Here is a 16337-nt window from a genome sequence, read left to right as displayed (position 1 = left end):
GCCGCCCTTCACGAGCAACCGATCTCGGCGTCGCGTCCGGTGCCCACGGCCACGGCGGCGGGCGTCGCGAGGCCCAGGGCCTGGGCGCCACCGGCGCTGTCCCGGGCGCGCGCCAGGCGCTCCGCGGAGCTGCGGCCGAACTTCAGGAACACCGCCGGCGTGACCACGATGTCGAGCAGCGTCGACGAGAGCAGGCCGCCGAGGATGACCACCGCCACGGGCTGCAGGATCTCCTTGCCCGGCTGGCCCTTGGAGAGCGCGATGGGCACGAGCGCCAGGGCGGCGGTGAGCGCGGTCATCAGCACCGGGACGAGGCGCTCCAGCGAGCCGCGGACGATCATCGCCGCGCCGAACGACTCGCCCTCTTCCTTCATCAGGTGGATGTAGTGGGAGATCATCATGATGCCGTTGCGCGACGCGATGCCGCACAGCGTGATGAACCCGACCAGGGTCGCGACCGAGAGGACCCCGCCGGTCAGGACGACGGCGAGCACGGAGCCGACCAGCGCCAGCGGGATGTTCAAGAGGATCTGGAGCGCCACCGTCCACGAGCGGAACTGCGAGTACAGGACCACGAGCATCCCGGCGAGGCTCGCGAGCGAGAGCCACCCGATCAGGCGCGACGCCGACCGCTGGCTCTCGAACTGCCCGCCGTACGTCGCGTAGTAGCCCGGCGGCTTCGGGATAGCGTCCACGGCGCGCTGGATATTGCTCACGACCTGCTCCAGATCGCGCCCGGCCACGTTGGCGGAGACCACGATCCGCCGCTGCGTGTCGTCGCGGCTGATCTGGTTCGGCCCCATGCTCTCCGTCACGTCGGCGAGGTCGGACAGCGGCACCTTCGCGCCGCTGGGCGTATCGACCAGCGTGCGCCGAAGGGCGTCGATGTCCTCGCGGAGCTCCGGCGGGTACCGCAGCACCACGTCGATGGTCCGCTGCCCCTCCAGGATCTGCGTGACCGTGCTGCCCGCGAGCGCGAGCTCGAGCAGCTCGGAGAGCTGTCCCGCGTTGACGCCGAGCTGCGCCGCGCGCTCGCGGTTCACCTTGATGGCGATCTGCGGGATGAGCACCTGCTGCTCGATCTGAAGATCCTTCACCCCCGCGACCCCTTGCATGGCATCGCGCGCCGCCTTCCCGAGCCGCCGCAGCTCGCCGAGGTCCTCGCCGAAGATCTTCACCGCGACCTGCGCGCGCACGCCCGAGAGGAGGTGATCGAGCCGGTGCGAGATCGGTTGCCCCACGTTGACCGCCACGCCGGGGATCTTGTCGAGCTGGGCGCGGATGTCGCCGAGGATCTCCTCCCGCTCTCGCTCGGACGCCCGCAGATCGACGTCGATCTCCGAGTAGTGGACCCCCTCCGCGTGCTCGTCGAGCTCGGCCCGGCCGGTCCGCCGCCCGGTCGAGACGACCTCGGGGACCTCGTGGATCAGCTGCTCGGCGAGGGTGCCGAGCCGGCTCGACTCCGCGAGCGAGGTGCCCGGCCTGGCGATCACGTTGATCGTGAGCGTCCCTTCGTTGAACGGCGGGAGGAACTCGCCCCCGAGGAACGGCACCGTCGCCGCGGCGGCGAGGACCAGCGCGCCCGCGGCCGCCATGACGGCCCCGGGGTGCCGCAGCGACACCCCGAGCACACGCCGGTCCGCGGCCTTGAGCTTGCGCACCAGCCAGCCGTCCTCGTGGCTCATCCGCTTCATCGACGGCAGGAGATACGAGCAGAGCGCGGGTGTGACCGTCAGGGATACAACCAGCGACGCGAGGATCGACACGATGTAGGCGATCCCGAGCGGCGCGAAGAGCCGCCCCTCGATGCCGCTCATGGCGAACAGGGGGACGAAGACCAAGACCACGAGGATCGTCGCGAACACGATCGATCCGCGCACCTCGCTCGACGCGTCGCGGATGACGTCGATCGCCGGCCGCGGGGAGGCGAGGGCCCGGTTCTCGCGCAGGCGCCGGAACACGTTCTCCACGTCGACGATGGCGTCGTCGACGAGCTCGCCGATCGCCACCGCGAGCCCGCCCAGCGTCATCGTGTTGACCGACAGGTCGAACGCCCGGAACACGAGCGCGCTCACGATGAAGGAGAGCGGGATGGCGGTCAGCGTGATCGCGGTCGTCCGGAAGTTGAGCAGGAACAGGAAGAGGACGATCGTGACCAGGATCGCGCCGTCGCGCAGCGCCTCGACCACGTTGTGGACCGCGCTCTGGATGAAGGTCGCCTGCCGGAAGAGGTGCGGGTTGATGGTGACGCCCGCGGGCATCGACCTCTGCAGCTCGGCCACCGCCTTGTCGATGCTTCCGGTGAGCGCGACGGTGTCGGCGCCCGGCTGCTTTTGCACGGACAGGATCACGGCGGGCTTGCCGTCGATCGACCCGTCGCCGCGCTTGATGCGCGCGGCCTCTTGCACCGTGGCGACCTGCGCCAGGGTCACGGGCGTCCCGTTCCGCATGGCGATGACGGTCGCGGCGACGTCCGCTTCGGTCCGGGCGCGACCGAGCGTCCGCACGAGGAACTCCAGCCCCCGCCGGTCGACGTACCCGCCAGTGGCGTTGGCGTTCGCGCCCGCGAGGGCGCGCGAGATCTCGTCGAGCGACACCGCCGCCGCCGCGAGCTTGGCCGGATCGACCGTGACCTGGATCTGCCGGACCTCGCCGCCGATGGGGATCACCTGCGCGACCCCCGGGATCGTGAGCAGCCGCGGCCGGATCACCCAGTCGGCCTGGGTCCGGAGGGTCATGGGCGAGACCCCTTCGCCCTGCACCCCGATCAGCAGGATCTCCCCCATGATCGAGGCGACGGGGCCCATCTGCGGCGTGATGCCTTCCGGGAGCTGCTCCGTCACCGTGGCGAGGCGCTCGGCGACGAGCTGTCGGTCGCGGTAGATGTCCGTGGACCAGTCGAACTCGACGTACACGACGCTCAGGCCGACGCCCGAGGTGGAGCGCACGCGCTCGACGCCGGGGGCGCCGTTCATCACCCGCTCGAGGGGCACCGTGACCAGCGTCTCCACCTCCTCGGGGGCCAGCCCAGGAGCCTCGGTCATCAGGGTGACCGTCGGCCGGTTCAGGTCAGGGAAGACGTCGATCGGGAGCTTCAGGAGCGAGTACATCCCATAGACGAGCACCAGCGCCGCCGCGGCGATGACGAAGAGGCGGTTCCTGAGCGAGAAGCGGATCAGGTAGTCGAACATGGTCCCTGCTAGCCCCCGGCCGCGAGGAGGACGGCCATGGCGCCGTCGACGACCACGCGCTCTCCCGCCGTCACGCCCGCCGTGATCCCCACGGCTCCGGCGGATTTCGGCCCGATCGCGACCGCGCGCAGCTCGAACGTCTCGGGGCCGGTCTTCACGACGACCGTGGGCGCGCCGCTGCGATCGAGCAGCGCCGACGCCGGCACCACGACGCTCTCGACGGGCGCGCTCCCCGCCATGCTGATGCTGGCGAGCGCGCCGACCCGCGCGCGTCGGTCCTTGTTGTCGAACTCGAAGAGCGCCTGGACGGTGCGGGTCGCCGGGTCGACCAGCGACGCGACGGCGAGGCGCCTCGCCTCGAAGCGCGCCGCGGGATCCGTGACGAGCGTCACCTCGGCGCGATCGCCTGCGAGCCGCGCCGCGTCCGCCTCCGGGATGCGCACGTCGACCCAGAGCGTCGCGAGATCGACGATGCGCCAGAGCTCGGTCCCCTCCGGAACCTGGGCGCCGGGGCTCACCCGGCCGGAGACGACCGTCCCGTCGATCGTCGCGCTGAGCTTCTGCGCGCCCGCCCCGCCCGCGAGCACCCCGACGTCCGCCCGGGCGCGGGCGGCCTCTGCCCGGGCGATCTCCACCTCGGCCTCGGCGGCCTGGATGTCCTTCTCGGCGACGATGCCCTTGAGCTCGCGGCGTCGCGCGAGCTCGCGCTCGGCCAGGCCGAGCCGGGCCTCGGCCGCGGCGACCCGGGAGGCGGCGTCGCTGCGCGACAGCCCGAGCTGCGCGCTCTCTGCGCCGCCCAGGCTCGGCCGGAGCGTCCCGAGGAGCTGGCCCTTCTTCACCTCGTCGCCGAGCCGGAGGAAGCCACCGTCCGGGGGGAAGAGGCGGCCGGACGTCGGGGCCACGACGGCCAGCTCGCCCGCGGGGCGGGCGACCACCGTGCCGATCTGCCCGAGGCTCGTGGCCAGCGCGCCGCGCTTCGCGCGCTCGGTGCGCAGCCCGAGCAGGAACTGGGTTTCGATCGGCACCCGGGCCACGTTCGGGTCCGCCGCGGCGCTGGCTGCGGGCTTCGCGGGCGCGCTGTGGTCCTCGCCGCCGTGCGCGCCGGCGCGCTCCCCGAGGCCCGTGACCGCGAGGGCCGAGGCGACGGCGAGCGCGGCGGCGATGGCGCCGACGGTGGTCGGACGGGCGCGGCTCACGAGGCCCCCTGCGGGAGCGCGGAACGATCCTCGGGGCGAAGGGTGGGGGAAGGCGGCTTCCGCCGCGAGCGCCGCCCGAGCGCATACCCGATGCCGCCGCTGAGCACGGCGAGCGTTCCCGCGGCCGCCGCCAGCGCGCCGAGGGGCACTTCCCGGCCCGGCGTCGTCCCGGCCGGCGCTTCCGCGGGCGCGATGGCGCCGAAGCGGAGGTCGCCGACGAGCACGAGGTCGAAGTCGTCCCCGGCCTCGACCGACACCACCCCGTTGGCCGTCGCTCCTTCCGGGGCCGCGGGGAGCGCGACCTCGTACACCCCGGCGGCCGCCGTCTTCCCCGCGTCCGCGGCGAAGGTCAGCCCCCCCTTCAGCTCGAGCCGGACCCGCGCGCCCTCGACCGGCGCGCTGGAGTCGGCCCGGGCGACGTAGACGCGCGCGGGGAGCGGTCCCTCGGCCTTCCTCGCCGGGTACTTGATCACCACCGAGAACACCGCCGTCTCCCCGGATACGACGTGCTCCGTCCCGGTGCTCGCGGCGCTCGGCGCGGCGGGCGCCGCATGGTCCTCGCCGCCGTGCGCGGAGGCGCGGGGGACCGACGCAACGATCGCGAGCGCCACGGCCCAGGCGAGGGGCTTCTTGTGCATCATGGTTCTTCTCCGAGCGCGCGCGACAGCTCCGCGCGGGCTTTCAGGTAGGCGGCGCGCGCCTCGACGATCTGGACGCGCGACCGGGCGACGCGCTCGGCGCTGGCGAGGGTGTCGAACAGGTCGACCTGCCCTGCTGCGTAGCCTTTCTCGACCATCGCCTGCGCCTCGTCGAGCCGGGGAGCGATGGCCTGCCACCGCGCGAGGGCCGTCCAGCTCGCGTCGACCGCGGCCTTCGCGCGGGTCACCGCCGCGTGGATCTGCCGGGCAGCGATCGCGCCCTGCTCGCCCGCGGAGCTCGCGTCGGCGAGCGCGCGGGCTCGCTCGGCCTGGTTCCGGTCGAAGAACGGCAGCGGCACGGACAGCGTGATCTGAAGCTGCGTGCGCTCGTGCCGGGCGCCGGTCGCCCCGTCCGGGCTGGCCGGGGCGGCATCGGTCCCCTCCCGCTCCATCTCGACCCCGAGGCCCAAGGTGGGCTCCGGGAGCGCGGCGCGTGCGGCGAACGCGCGCCGCGCCTCGGCCTCTCCCAACCGAGCCCGAAAGAGCCCGACCTCGGGTCGGCGGCGGAGCGCGGCGGCCACGAGCACGTCGCGGCCACGGGCGTCCGGCGGCCGGACCGGCTCCTCCGCGACGCGGAGGGACGAGGGATCCGCAGCGGCGATGAGCACTCCGAGCCGCGCCTGCGCGCGCGCGAGCTCGGCCTTCGCGCCGGCCAGCTCGGTCGTCGCCCCGGCGCTCTCGGCGCTCGCCAGGATCGCATCCAGATCCGACCGCTCACCGGCGCGGGAGGCCGCCGCGGTGCCAGCGGCAATGCGCTCGAAGACCTGGTCCAGCTCGGTCCAGACGGCGAGCACGCGCTGCGCTCGCTCGAGCTCGATGAACGCCTCGGCCGCCTCGGCGAGCCCGTCGAGCCTCAGCACCGCCCCCTCCAGCTCGGCGACGGCGACCTTCTGCTGGCCGGCGCGCGCCGCCGTGGCCGCGACCCCGAAGACATCGAGCTCTTGCTCGATGCCCACCGAGAAGGCCCGGTCCTCGGGGTGTCCGAACGGGGCGCCGAGATCGACACCCCCCGTGAGCACGGGGTTCGTGCGGGGCCAGCGCCCCGCGCCGGCCGCCTCCGCCCGCGCCGCGCGTGCGCCCTGCTGCGCCTCTGCGGCCGCGGGCGACCGCGCGGCGGCGCGCGCCTTCGCCTGGGCCCACGTCAGCGTCTCGCCGCGGGCCCACGACGCGGGCACGAGCGTCAGCGCGGCGGCGAGGGCCGCGAACATCGCGCGTCGGCTGCGGTGCGGCCGCCGGGTCGTCATCTCAGTGCCCCTCGTGCCCCGTGTGGCCGTCGTGTCCGTGGCCGTCGTGTCCCGCCCCTGCATGGCCCTCGAGGTGAAACGCGAACCGGATCGACGTCGCGGTCCCGCCGGCCGGCGTGATGCTGAGCACCCCGTCCACGTGGTCCTGCTTGACCGGGTCGATCTTGCCCCGCAGGACATCCGCCTTCTCGTCGTAGGCGAGCTCTACCTCCTTCGACCCCGCGACGACCGGGCGGAGGCTCGCCTTGACCCCCTTCGCGGAGCGAGGCTTCTCGGCCGCGTCCAGCATCCACACCGTGATGTCGCCGCTCTTCTCGAGCTTCACCTCGACGTGGCCGCCCGCGAGCGACTGGACGACGCCGCCGTGGGGCGAGCCGTGGGCGTGGTCTCCGGCCGGGTGCTCGGCCGGCGCGTCGACGAGGGACGCCGTCCCCCCGGCCGGCACCGTGAGCGTCATCTTCATCGGCGCGCCGCGGACCTTCAGGTCCCACGTGTAATCCGCCTTGTCCGGCGCCGGGCCCTTGGCCGAGAGCGAGCCCTTCGCCTCGTTGGGCGCGAGCGTCAAAGTCTGCTTCTCGCCCTTGCCCTTGGGCTCGATCGTGATGGTGCCGGTGACGTCCTTCGGCGGGATCGGCGTCCTCACCGCGTCGCTGGCGTAGAGGTCGATGGCGCCGTCGGCTCCGACGACGACCTCGACGTGGTTGTCACCTTCCATGGTGACCAGGCCGCCGTGACGGGGGTTGTGATCCGCGTGAGGGCGCGTGCCCGCCGTGCTCGCGGCATGGTCGTGGGGCGTCGGCGTGGGGGACGGCACCGCGGCGGGAGCCTGTGTCGCGGTGGCCCTGGCGTGATCGTGGCCAGGTGTCTCTTTCGTGGAGCAGGCCAGAAGCGGGATCGAGACGAGCAGAGAGAGAAGGATTTGGCGCATCGTGTTGTCCTGGAACCGAGGGTCTTGCCCTGGAGAGCAGGGGCCTGAGCAACGAGCGCGCCAACGCCGCCGCACGCCGGAATCCCGGGCTTCTGGCGGGGTCGGGTCCTCGCCGTGACCTCAACGGTCACGCTCTTGTGACCGCTTCGGTCACAGACCGTCCCTCCGCCGGGTCGGGAACCACGCCGGTCGGGCCTGATCGGCGGCTCCGCGCGCCGTCAGTGCTCCGATTGCGGCCCCGGTACGCGGCTTGCGAGGATGCCCCCGTCCATGGCTCCGCCTCCCGCTTCGCAGCGCCCCTACCGGCTCCGCCGCCGGCTGCTCCTGGTCATCAGCCTCCTCGTCGCCCTGGTCGTCGTGAGCGGCATTGCGACCGTGCTCACCGGCCTCGCGTCCCGTCGCGCGATCCTGGAGGCCCACGACCTCGAGGTGGCCTCGCGCCGGGCTGCGCTGCTCAGCGTCACCGCGCGCGAGCAGTACATCCACGAGGCACACACGATCATCCTGCGCGACCGCTCGCACGTCGAGCACCACGACGCCTGGGTGAACGAGCTCGGCGCGAAGCTCGCCGAGCTGCGGCCCAGCCTCGACGCCGAGGCGGCCACGAAGCTCGACGACATCGGCAAGGCGAGCCGCGAGCTCAGCCGGCTCTTCGCCACGGCCATCCTCCCCGCCATCGATCGGCAGGACGGGCACGAGGTCCACCACGCCCACGACCGCGCCAACGCGCTCGTCGACCGGATGACGGAGCACGCGGACAGCCTGGCGCGTCACTTCGACGAGCGCGCCTTGGCCGCGGAGCGCCGTGCTGAGCAGTTCATCCGGTTCGCCTTGATCCTCGCGACGGCCGTCTGCGCGTTCGCCGCGGCGCTCGCCTTGATCGCCGGGCGCAAGCTTTGGCGCTCCTTCTCGACGCCGCTCGCCTCGCTCGAGCGCGTCGCGGGGCGCGTCACCGCGGGAGATCGCAGCGCCCGTGTCGAGCCGGTCGCAGCCGTGGAGCTCGCGGCGGTGGCCGACGCGTTCAACCGCATGCTGGACGCGCTGTCGCGCACCGAGGCCGACCTGGTCGCCTCGGAGCGGCTGGCGGCGATCGGCCGCGTCGCCGCGGGCGTGGCGCACGAGATCAACAACCCCATCGCCGTGATCCGCGGCTACGTGAAGACGATGATGAAGGAGGCAGAGACGCCCTCCCTCCGCGAGGAGCTCTCGATCCTCGACGAGGAGGCCGCGGCCTGCCAGCGGATCGCCGAGGAGCTGCTCATGTACGCGCGCTCGCCGGTGCTCTCGCCGCGCGCCGTGCAGGCCGAGGAGCTCCTCAGGGACGCGGCCTCGCATTGCGACGGCGGGCCGGGGCGGCGCGACCAGTCCCTGCTCGTGGACGCCGAGCCGGCCTTCATCAACGTGGATCCGCTCCGCATCCGGCAGGTCATCGTCAACCTCGTGACCAACGCGCGCGACGCGACCGCTGGAACCTCGGGAGGTGATGAGATCATCGTGCGCGGAAGGCGACAGGACGATGGCTACCGGGTCGAGGTCCTGGACCGGGGAGCCGGCATTCCGGAGGAGGCACGCGAGCGCCTCTTCGAGCCGTTCTTCACGACCCGACGCGACGGAACCGGCCTCGGCCTGGCGGTCTGCTATGGTCTGGTGACCGCGCACGGCGGGACCATCCGGGCGGAGCCCAGGCCGGGGGGCGGGTCCCAGTTCGTGATCGACTTGCCGGGCGTCGTCATCGACGAAGCAAGGGAGAGCCAGGAGAGCGCATGAAGCCGACAGTGCTCGTCGTCGATGACAAGGCGAACATGCTGACGCTGCTCTCCAAGGTGCTTGGCAAGAGCGCGAGGGTCCTGACGGCCCGGGGCGTGCGGACGGCGCTCCAGGTCCTTGAGACCGAGCCGGTCACAACCGTCGTCTGCGACCTGCGCATGAACGACGGGGACGGGCTCGAGGTCCTCCGCGCGGTACGCGCGCGCTGGCCCGCAGTCCCCTTCATCCTGATGACCGCGTACGCGTCCGTTCCGACCGCAGTCCAGGCCATGCGCGAGGGCGCCTACGACTACGTGACCAAGCCGTTCGACCCGGACGAGCTGCGCGTGCTGGTCGAGCGGGCCATGGCGCAGGCCACGGTGCTGATGGGCGGGCAGGACGCGCCGGAAGCGCGGGGCTTCGCGGGCATGACGGGGCGCTCGCCCGCGATGCGGGCGCTCTACCAGCTCATCGAGCGCGTGGCGCCGACGGACGCGACCGTGCTCATCCTGGGCGAGACGGGCACCGGCAAGGAGCTCGTGGCGCGCGCCATCCATGAGCACTCGTCCCGCGCGTCGCACCGCCCCATCGCCGTCAACTGCGCGGCCATCCCGCGCTCGCTCATCGAGAGCGAGCTCTTCGGCCACGCGCGCGGCTCGTTCACGGGCGCGGCCACGGACCGCGCGGGCCTCTTCGAGGAGGCGCACGGGAGCACGTTGTTCCTCGACGAGATCGGCGAGCTCCGGCCGACGGTCCAGGCGAAGCTCACGCGCGTGCTCGAGGAGCGGGCGGTGCGGCGTATCGGCGAGTCGCGCGAGCGCAAGGTCGACGTGCGGCTCATCAGCGCGACGCACCGCGACCTCCGGGCCATGGTGAAGACCGGCGACTTCCGCGAGGATCTCTGGTTCCGGCTCAACGTCTGCGTCGTCGAGCTGCCCCCGCTCCGCGAGCGCGCGGAGGACATCCCGCTTCTGGCGCAGCGGTTCTTGGCTGAGCGAGCGCCGCAGTCGCGCTCGTCCGCGACCGGGTTCTCGGCGGCGGCGATGAGCGCGCTCCAGATGTACCGGTGGCCTGGCAACGTGCGCGAGCTCAAGAGCGCCGTCGAGCGGGCGCTGGTCATCGAGACGACGAGCGAGATCCGCCTCGAGTCGCTGCCGTCCGAGGTGCAGGGGGCGAGCCCGCTCCGGCTCACGAGCTCGAGCGACATGGACCTCGCCCAGCTGTCGTACCGCGAGGCCGTCGACGCGTCGCGCGAGGAGATGAACCGGCGCTACCTGGAGGCGGTGATGCGCCGCTTCCGGGGCGACGTGCTGAAGGCCGCCGCGCACGCCGGCGTCGAGCGGGAGAGCTTCTACCGGCTCCTCCGCCGCTGCGGCCTCTCCGCTGACGACTTCCGCGAGGAGCGGCGGAGCACGGACGGATCGAAGAGCTGAGCGGGCAGCCACCGTGAAGCGTCGGTGAGCTGGCGTCTCGAATGCCGGAGACCATTGACCAGCTCGCCAGTCTGGCCGCCCTCATGCGGCACTGCTTCCTGCGGTAGCGCCGGGCCGGCGCTCGAGCCACCACGCGGCACCCGGGTGGTGATCGGGGTGTCCGGCTGCGCCGGGGCGAGCTCTGATTCGAGCCGCCGACCTCGCGCCGACTGCGACTCGACCTCCGCCTCCCGCGCTGCGGCATGGACCGCGCCGAGCTCGCGCTCGAGCTGTAATCTGGCGCCGGGACCCTCGATCCAACCACCCGTCAGGATCGCTGCGTTCATCGAGCTCGCCCAGGAACTCGGCTTCACCCTCCGGGAAGCCAAAGAGCTGCTGAAGCTGCGCGGCGCCGGGCCTCTCGGCGCCCTGTAATGCCCGCCGACCGGCGACGTCTCCACGTACGAAGTGCCCGCCGCGAGTCGCCCCCCGAGAGGGGCGGCGACTGCACGGTGGAAGGGTACGCCTGCAACAAAGAACCACGATGTCGGCTGTCCCCAGGGGATGCTCGCCCTGAGCTCGCAACCTTCATGGGGACACCTACACGACCGAATCGACGAAGGAGTGATGACCATGTGCAGCGGTGCATGCAATTGCAATCATGAGACTGAAATGAACGCGCAGAGCGGCGGCGGACGAGCTCAGGCGCTCATCGACGCGGTCGAGGGGCAAGCTGGGGCGCAGCCCGACGCCTCGCCGGTCAAGGCGGAGTCGCCTGCGGACTGGCACCTCAGAGGCGAGTGGTTTGACATCTGCAGCTGCTCGTTGCCCTGCCCATGCACGTTCGCGCAGACCCCCACGCACGGGGATTGCCTCTTCACGCTCGTCTGGCAGATCCACGAGGGCCACCACGCAGGCGTCGACCTCTCGGGGCTCGGGGTCGTCAGCATCGGCGAGTTCAAGGGGAACATGTGGGTCGGCGATCCGAACGCCACGATGAAGCTGATGTTCTACATCGACGCCAAGGCCGACTCCGATCAGCGGCGTGCGCTGGAACGCATCTTCATCGGCAAGGAAGGCGGCTGGCCCGGGAAGTTCGGCTCCCTGATCAGCGAGGTGCGCAGCATCGAGTACGCACCCATCAGGTTCGAAGCCCCCGCCGACCTGGCGCACTGGAGGGCCGAGATCCCGGGGCGGGTCAAGGTGGGGGCGCGAGCGCTCACCGGGCCGACCGCGGACCCGAACCGCCGGGTGCAGCTGATCAACGCCCCCGGCGCCGAGGTCGGCCCCGGCCAGGTGGCCACCTGGGGCGTGGTCGAGGACGACCTCGCCACCGGCTTCGACTTCTCCCACGCCTACAAGGGCGGCTCCAGCAAGCATTTCCCCTTCGACTGGCGTCCGGAGTGACGCCTGCGAACGTCGCGTAGAGCGGCGCTCCACTGGAGGCGGCGCCGTCGTCGTGGGCGGCCTGCCACGCAGGGAGGCGGCTGCCGCATGACGCCGAGGGACCAGAGCGCGCCACCGGCCTGCGAGACGGCCGGGTGGCGCGAACAGGTCAGCGTCGGAACGGCAGGGCCAGCACCTGCCAGAACTGCTGCGACGGCGGATAGCCCGCGGAGCGGTCGACGCCGAGGCGGCGCGGGGCCGCGTCCGGCCGGTACACGAACGTCCCGAAGACCAGATCCCACAGCGGAAGCACGGTCCCGAAGTTCCGGGCCTCGTCGAGGTCGGCGCTGTGATGATAGCGGTGCAGCTCGGTGCCGATGAACACGTAATTCAGGAATCCAGCGCGGATGTCGACGTTGAAGTGCGATATCATCGTCTGGAGATCGATGAGCAACATCGCCGCGAAGACGGCCTCCGGCGACAGTCCCAGGATCAGCAGGGTCGACTGGAGCAGCACCGCCGAGATGAGCGCGTTGAGGGGGTGAAACACGCCGTGCATCACCACGTACACGCGATCCGGAAGGTGATGGGCCAGGTGGACCTTCCACAAGAAGCGCCCCAGGGCTCCGTTGCCTTCGTGGCTGAGGCGATGGAACCAGTACTGCAGCAGCTCGAAGACGACGAGGAAGACCCCCACGCTGGGGAGCACGGAGGCGCTGGCGAGCGGGCCCTGATGCCGCTCGCTGAGCCACAGGGCCAGGGTGCCGAAGCCAATCCGCACCACCGCGATGGTGACGCCCGAGGCCAGCAGGTACTTGAGGTCGCGCCAGAAGCTCTGGCGGGTCATGCCCCAGTCCGGCGACAGCGGCAGCAGGCGCTCGACGGTGATGAGAAAGACGATCAGGCCGAGGAGGTAGCCCCACAGGGTGCGCCTCAGGTCCCAGCCCTGCGTCACGGCGGCGTAGATGATGTACAACGTCACCGCCAGCAGCAGCGGGTACAGCAGGCGGCTCGTCATCCAGATCAGCGTTCCTCGCATGCGAGGGATGCTGAGGTCGGGCGCCTCTTTCACCTAGCGACATGGACCGCGGATTGAGCGTTAATGAACAAGAGCTCGAAAAAGTCCGGAAACGAGACCAGGGACAGGGGCGGCGACAGGACGCGGGCCGCCGGCAAGATCGCGGATCGGCGCGTGCAGAAGACCCGGAAGCTGCTCTCGGACGCCCTGGTCTCGCTGATCCTGGAGAAGGGCTACGACGAGGTGTCCATCCAGGACATCATCGATCGAGCCAACGTCGGGCGGTCCACGTTCTACTCGCACTACGAGAACAAGGAGCAGCTGCTGCTGTTCGGACACGAGCACCTGCGGGCGCTGTCCCTGCGGGATGCGGGACGTCCGTTCGACTTCCTGCCGTTTTACCGCCACCTCGCCGAGATGCACGAGCTGGTGCGCAAGCTCCTGGTTGCGGAGAAGAGCGAGCGGGTGCTGACGCGCTCCCTGGAGGACATCCTGCAGGGCAGCATCTGCCGCCTGTACGCTCCGCGGATGGGGCCGGAGGAGGGGGCCCTGTTCCTGCTCCGCGCCGAGGCGGCGGCGGCGGCGCTGGTGCGGCTGATGACGAGCTGGGTCCACAAGGGAATGCCGTGCTCACCGGAGCGGATGGCGGAGGAGAGCACGGCGCTGCTGCAGCGGGTCCTCGCGGACGAGCGGGCCGCGGCGAGCGGACGGACGCGGGAGGGGTGAGGCGCAACCGCGCCGAGGAGCACGTCCAGGCGCCACGGGAGGGGAGTGGATACCCAGACCAGCAGGGTGACGATCAGCGCACCACGTCTCCGCGCGTTACAGCGGAGTGGCTGGCGTGACCTGCCGGGTCACAACTCATCGGATCTCCCCGCCCCTCGGGACGGCAGCATTCGGCTGGACGACGAGGCTCGAGCGCGCTGTCCGGGAGCCGAGCAAGCGCCGCGCGAGCGCCGCGGCGGCGATCCATGCCGGGACGACCTGAAGGACGCCCGTGATCTCGAACATCACGTTGTCCGGCATCACGTAGGTGGGCGGCGGAAAGAGGCGCAGGAGCATCGGGGACCGAGGCGCCAGGAAGTACAGCGCGTCCTTCAGCACGTGGTTGTAAAAGCCCTCGAACACTCCGATCCAGGCGATCGGAACGAGCGCCAGCGCGGCGGCGAGCACCACGAACGCGGCCCGTCCGGCCGGCGCGCCAGCGCGGCGGCGGTGGACGGCGAGGGCGCCGAGGAGCACGGCGATCGTCGGGACGCTGAGCAACGCGATGTGAAGCCGCCAGGGCGTCCTGTAGACCACGGCGCCGATCGCGTGGTGCACCGTGGTGAGTACCATCACGGCGACGCCGGCGAGCGCCGCCCTCCTCGTGAGCGCTGCTGCGATGTCCTGGGATGTCTGCATGGCTGGATCTCCGCGCCGTTGAGGCCCTGAGGTCGCGCGGGCGCCTCACCTCACGGGTCGAGGGGCGTCCGCGGCAGAAGCAGGGATTAGCCGGCGTGCGGGGGCAGGTCGATCGCATCCCGTGAACAGGACTCGTGCGTGGCGTGCACGAATCCAGGGCCCCTCGCGGGCGTGGTAGCGTCGGCGCCGTGGACTCCCTGGCGAACATCGAGGCCTTCGTCCGGGTCGCGGAGCTCGGGAGCATCACCCGCGCGGCGCGGTCGCTGCACATCACCGCCTCGGCGGCGAGCCGGCGCATCGCGCAGCTCGAGGACGAGCTCGGCGTCCGGCTGTTCCACCGGACCACGCGCGCGCTCCGGCTGAGCGACGAGGGCCGCGCCTTCCTCGAGCGGTGCCAGCGCATCCTGGAGGAGCTCCAGGCCGCGAAGCAGTCGATCGCGCACGCCCGCGCGGTCCCCGAGGGGCGCCTCTGCGTCGAGGCGCCCGCGGTCCTCGGGCGGCTCGCGCTCGTGCCCGCGCTGCCGGGCTTCCTGGCGCAGCACCCGGGCATCGAGCTCGATCTCCGGCTACGGGACGCGGTGATCGACCCGGCCGCGGAGGGGGTCGACGTCAGCCTGCGCATCGGGCACCTCGGGGACGCCGAGGTCGTGGCGCGGAGGCTCGGCGTCACGCGGATGCTCGTGTGCGCCTCGCCGGAGTACCTGCGCCGGAGCGGGTCGCCGGAGACGCCGGAGGACCTCCAGCAGCACCGCTGCCTCGGGTTCGTCCGCGAGAGCCGCGTCGTGCCGTGGCGCTTCCGCGCGGAGAGCGGGGCGCTCCGGTTCGAGCCCACCGGCTTTCTCAGCGTCAACGACGGCGACGCGCTCAAGGCGCTGGCCGTGGCCGGCGCCGGGCTCGCCTGGGTCTTCGACTTCATGATCGCGCCCGAGCTCGCGTCGGGGGCGCTGGTCACCGTGCTGGATGAGTTCGCTGTGGACGAGCGTCCGATCCACGCGCTCTACCGGAGCCCGAGGCACGTCATCCCCAGGGTGCGGGTCTTCCTGGACTTCGCCTCCACGCTGCTCGGACCACCACGTTCATGAGAGGCCTGGCACAGCCCGAGGCGAGCAGCCCAGCTGCGCTGGCGTCAGAGCGGTGGCGGGCGGAGCCATCCGGGTAGCATGCATGTGACCCGGACGGCCACAACGCTGTCTGTATCGACGGGCATCTACGCCACACCTGAGGCCACCTTGACCCAGGGACGACGCGCTGCGCGAGCCGCGGATCGCTCGCAAAACCCTTGCTTCCTGGGCAGGGCGAGCGGCACCGCTTTCGCATCGGAGGTGGGGTCCCCAACCCACGGAGGATCCCATGGCTCAGAGCTCCTACGAACGACCTACCCAGTCCGACGTGACGCTCGCCGCTGCCGGTGAGCGCCGCGCCGCTTCTCCCTTGCGCCGAGCCGCGCCGGAGCGGCGCAGGCAGAGCGCGTTCCCCGGCCGCCTTCTCGCCGTCCTCCTCATCGCGGGAGGCTCTGTCCTCGTGAACGCATGCAGCAAATCCTCGTCGGACGATCACGGCGACCACCACGCCGCGGGCGGCGGGGAGACGGCCTCGGCGCCGTTCGACCAGCAGTTCATCGACATGATGGCGCCTCACCACGAGGGCGCCGTGATGATGGCCGAGACCGCCCAGGAGCGGGCCGAGCACCCGGAGCTGAAGGCGATGGCGGACGAGATCATCTCGGCTCAGAACCAGGAAATCAGCCAGCTCAAGAGCTGGCGCGAGCAGTGGTACGGGAGCGCAGAGACGCCGCCCGTGGACGAGATGCCCATGCTGCCGGGTATGGAGCACGACGGGATGATGAACATGGTCGAGGCGAACGAGGCGCTGAAGACGGCGGAGCCGTTCGACAGGGCCTTCATCGACGCCATGATCCCGCACCACGAGATGGCCATCGACGCCGCCGAGATCGCCCTGAAGCAGTCCGAGCACGCCGAGATCGAGACGCTCGCCACCGGCATCATCGAGGCGCAGCAGCGGGAGATCGAGCAGATGAAGTCGTGGCGGGCGGAGTGGTATCCGGAAGAGTAGCGGCCGCGCCCGCTTCCCGAGGTACCGGCCCCCGGCGGCGC

The 16337-nt window shown here is 71.7% G+C and carries 13 protein-coding genes; 6 read left to right on the top strand and 7 right to left on the bottom strand.

Annotation, left to right across the window (positions count from 1 at the left end; translation table 11 throughout):
- Positions 1-8: 8 nt before the first annotated feature.
- The 5 genes from WME83_RS46720 to WME83_RS46700 are packed head-to-tail and all read right to left on the bottom strand — an operon-like array spanning position 9 to position 7044.
- Positions 9-3191, bottom strand: coding sequence for an efflux RND transporter permease subunit (locus WME83_RS46720; RefSeq protein ID WP_437316176.1), 3183 nt, complete (start codon positions 3189-3191; stop codon positions 9-11).
- An 8-nt stretch (positions 3192-3199) separates the two neighbouring features.
- A complete protein-coding gene (locus WME83_RS46715; RefSeq protein WP_437316175.1) occupies positions 3200-4387 on the bottom strand; it encodes an efflux RND transporter periplasmic adaptor subunit in 1188 nt (395 codons plus the stop codon).
- Positions 4384-5028 (bottom strand): hypothetical protein, encoded by a 645-nt coding sequence (locus WME83_RS46710; RefSeq protein WP_437316174.1) that lies wholly within the window; start codon positions 5026-5028, stop codon positions 4384-4386. Before WME83_RS46710 ends, WME83_RS46715 begins: the two co-directional genes overlap by 4 nt.
- Positions 5025-6329, bottom strand: a complete 1305-nt coding sequence (locus tag WME83_RS46705) for a TolC family protein (protein ID WP_437316173.1) — start codon at positions 6327-6329, stop codon at positions 5025-5027. Before WME83_RS46705 ends, WME83_RS46710 begins: the two co-directional genes overlap by 4 nt.
- Position 6330: 1 nt before the next feature.
- A complete protein-coding gene (locus WME83_RS46700) occupies positions 6331-7044 on the bottom strand; it encodes a hypothetical protein (protein WP_437316172.1) in 714 nt (237 codons plus the stop codon).
- Between the two features lie 483 nt (positions 7045-7527).
- Between WME83_RS46700 and WME83_RS46695 the strand changes: the two genes are divergently transcribed.
- From WME83_RS46695 to WME83_RS46685, 3 genes are all read left to right on the top strand, one after another.
- The gene (locus WME83_RS46695; protein ID WP_437316171.1) at positions 7528-9024 is read left to right on the top strand and encodes a sensor histidine kinase; all 1497 of its coding nucleotides are present in this window, start codon (positions 7528-7530) and stop codon (positions 9022-9024) included.
- Positions 9021-10436 carry a sigma-54-dependent transcriptional regulator gene (locus tag WME83_RS46690; RefSeq protein WP_437316170.1) on the top strand — a complete coding sequence of 472 codons (1416 nt, stop codon included), beginning with the start codon at positions 9021-9023 and terminating at the stop codon, positions 10434-10436. The genes WME83_RS46695 and WME83_RS46690 overlap by 4 nt, the downstream gene beginning before the upstream one ends.
- 651 nt (positions 10437-11087) lie before the next feature.
- The gene (locus WME83_RS46685; RefSeq protein ID WP_437316169.1) at positions 11088-11822 is read left to right on the top strand and encodes a DUF1326 domain-containing protein; all 735 of its coding nucleotides are present in this window, start codon (positions 11088-11090) and stop codon (positions 11820-11822) included.
- A gap of 148 nt (positions 11823-11970) precedes the next feature.
- Here the strand turns inward: WME83_RS46685 and WME83_RS46680 are convergent, their stop codons facing one another.
- Positions 11971-12840 (bottom strand): sterol desaturase family protein, encoded by an 870-nt coding sequence (locus tag WME83_RS46680; RefSeq protein ID WP_437316168.1) that lies wholly within the window; start codon positions 12838-12840, stop codon positions 11971-11973.
- Between the two features lie 63 nt (positions 12841-12903).
- Here WME83_RS46680 and WME83_RS46675 point away from each other — a divergent pair, with 63 nt between their 5' ends.
- The gene (locus WME83_RS46675; protein ID WP_437316167.1) at positions 12904-13545 is read left to right on the top strand and encodes a TetR/AcrR family transcriptional regulator; all 642 of its coding nucleotides are present in this window, start codon (positions 12904-12906) and stop codon (positions 13543-13545) included.
- A gap of 135 nt (positions 13546-13680) precedes the next feature.
- On the opposite strand, the gene WME83_RS46670 is transcribed toward WME83_RS46675, so the two are convergent.
- Positions 13681-14223, bottom strand: coding sequence for a hypothetical protein (locus WME83_RS46670; RefSeq protein ID WP_437316166.1), 543 nt, complete (start codon positions 14221-14223; stop codon positions 13681-13683).
- Positions 14224-14411: 188 nt separating this feature from the next.
- Here WME83_RS46670 and WME83_RS46665 point away from each other — a divergent pair, with 188 nt between their 5' ends.
- Together WME83_RS46665 and WME83_RS46660 are read left to right on the top strand one after the other, a co-directional pair.
- Positions 14412-15305, top strand: coding sequence for a LysR substrate-binding domain-containing protein (locus tag WME83_RS46665; RefSeq protein ID WP_437316165.1), 894 nt, complete (start codon positions 14412-14414; stop codon positions 15303-15305).
- A 268-nt stretch (positions 15306-15573) separates the two neighbouring features.
- The gene (locus WME83_RS46660; protein ID WP_437316164.1) at positions 15574-16296 is read left to right on the top strand and encodes a DUF305 domain-containing protein; all 723 of its coding nucleotides are present in this window, start codon (positions 15574-15576) and stop codon (positions 16294-16296) included.
- The last annotated feature ends 41 nt before the right edge of the window (positions 16297-16337 follow it).

This window comes from Sorangium sp. So ce385 (assembly GCF_051474135.1).
Classification (GTDB): domain Bacteria; phylum Myxococcota_A; class Polyangia; order Polyangiales; family Polyangiaceae; genus Sorangium; species Sorangium cellulosum_D.
This window is presented reverse-complemented; position numbering and strand designations above follow the sequence as displayed.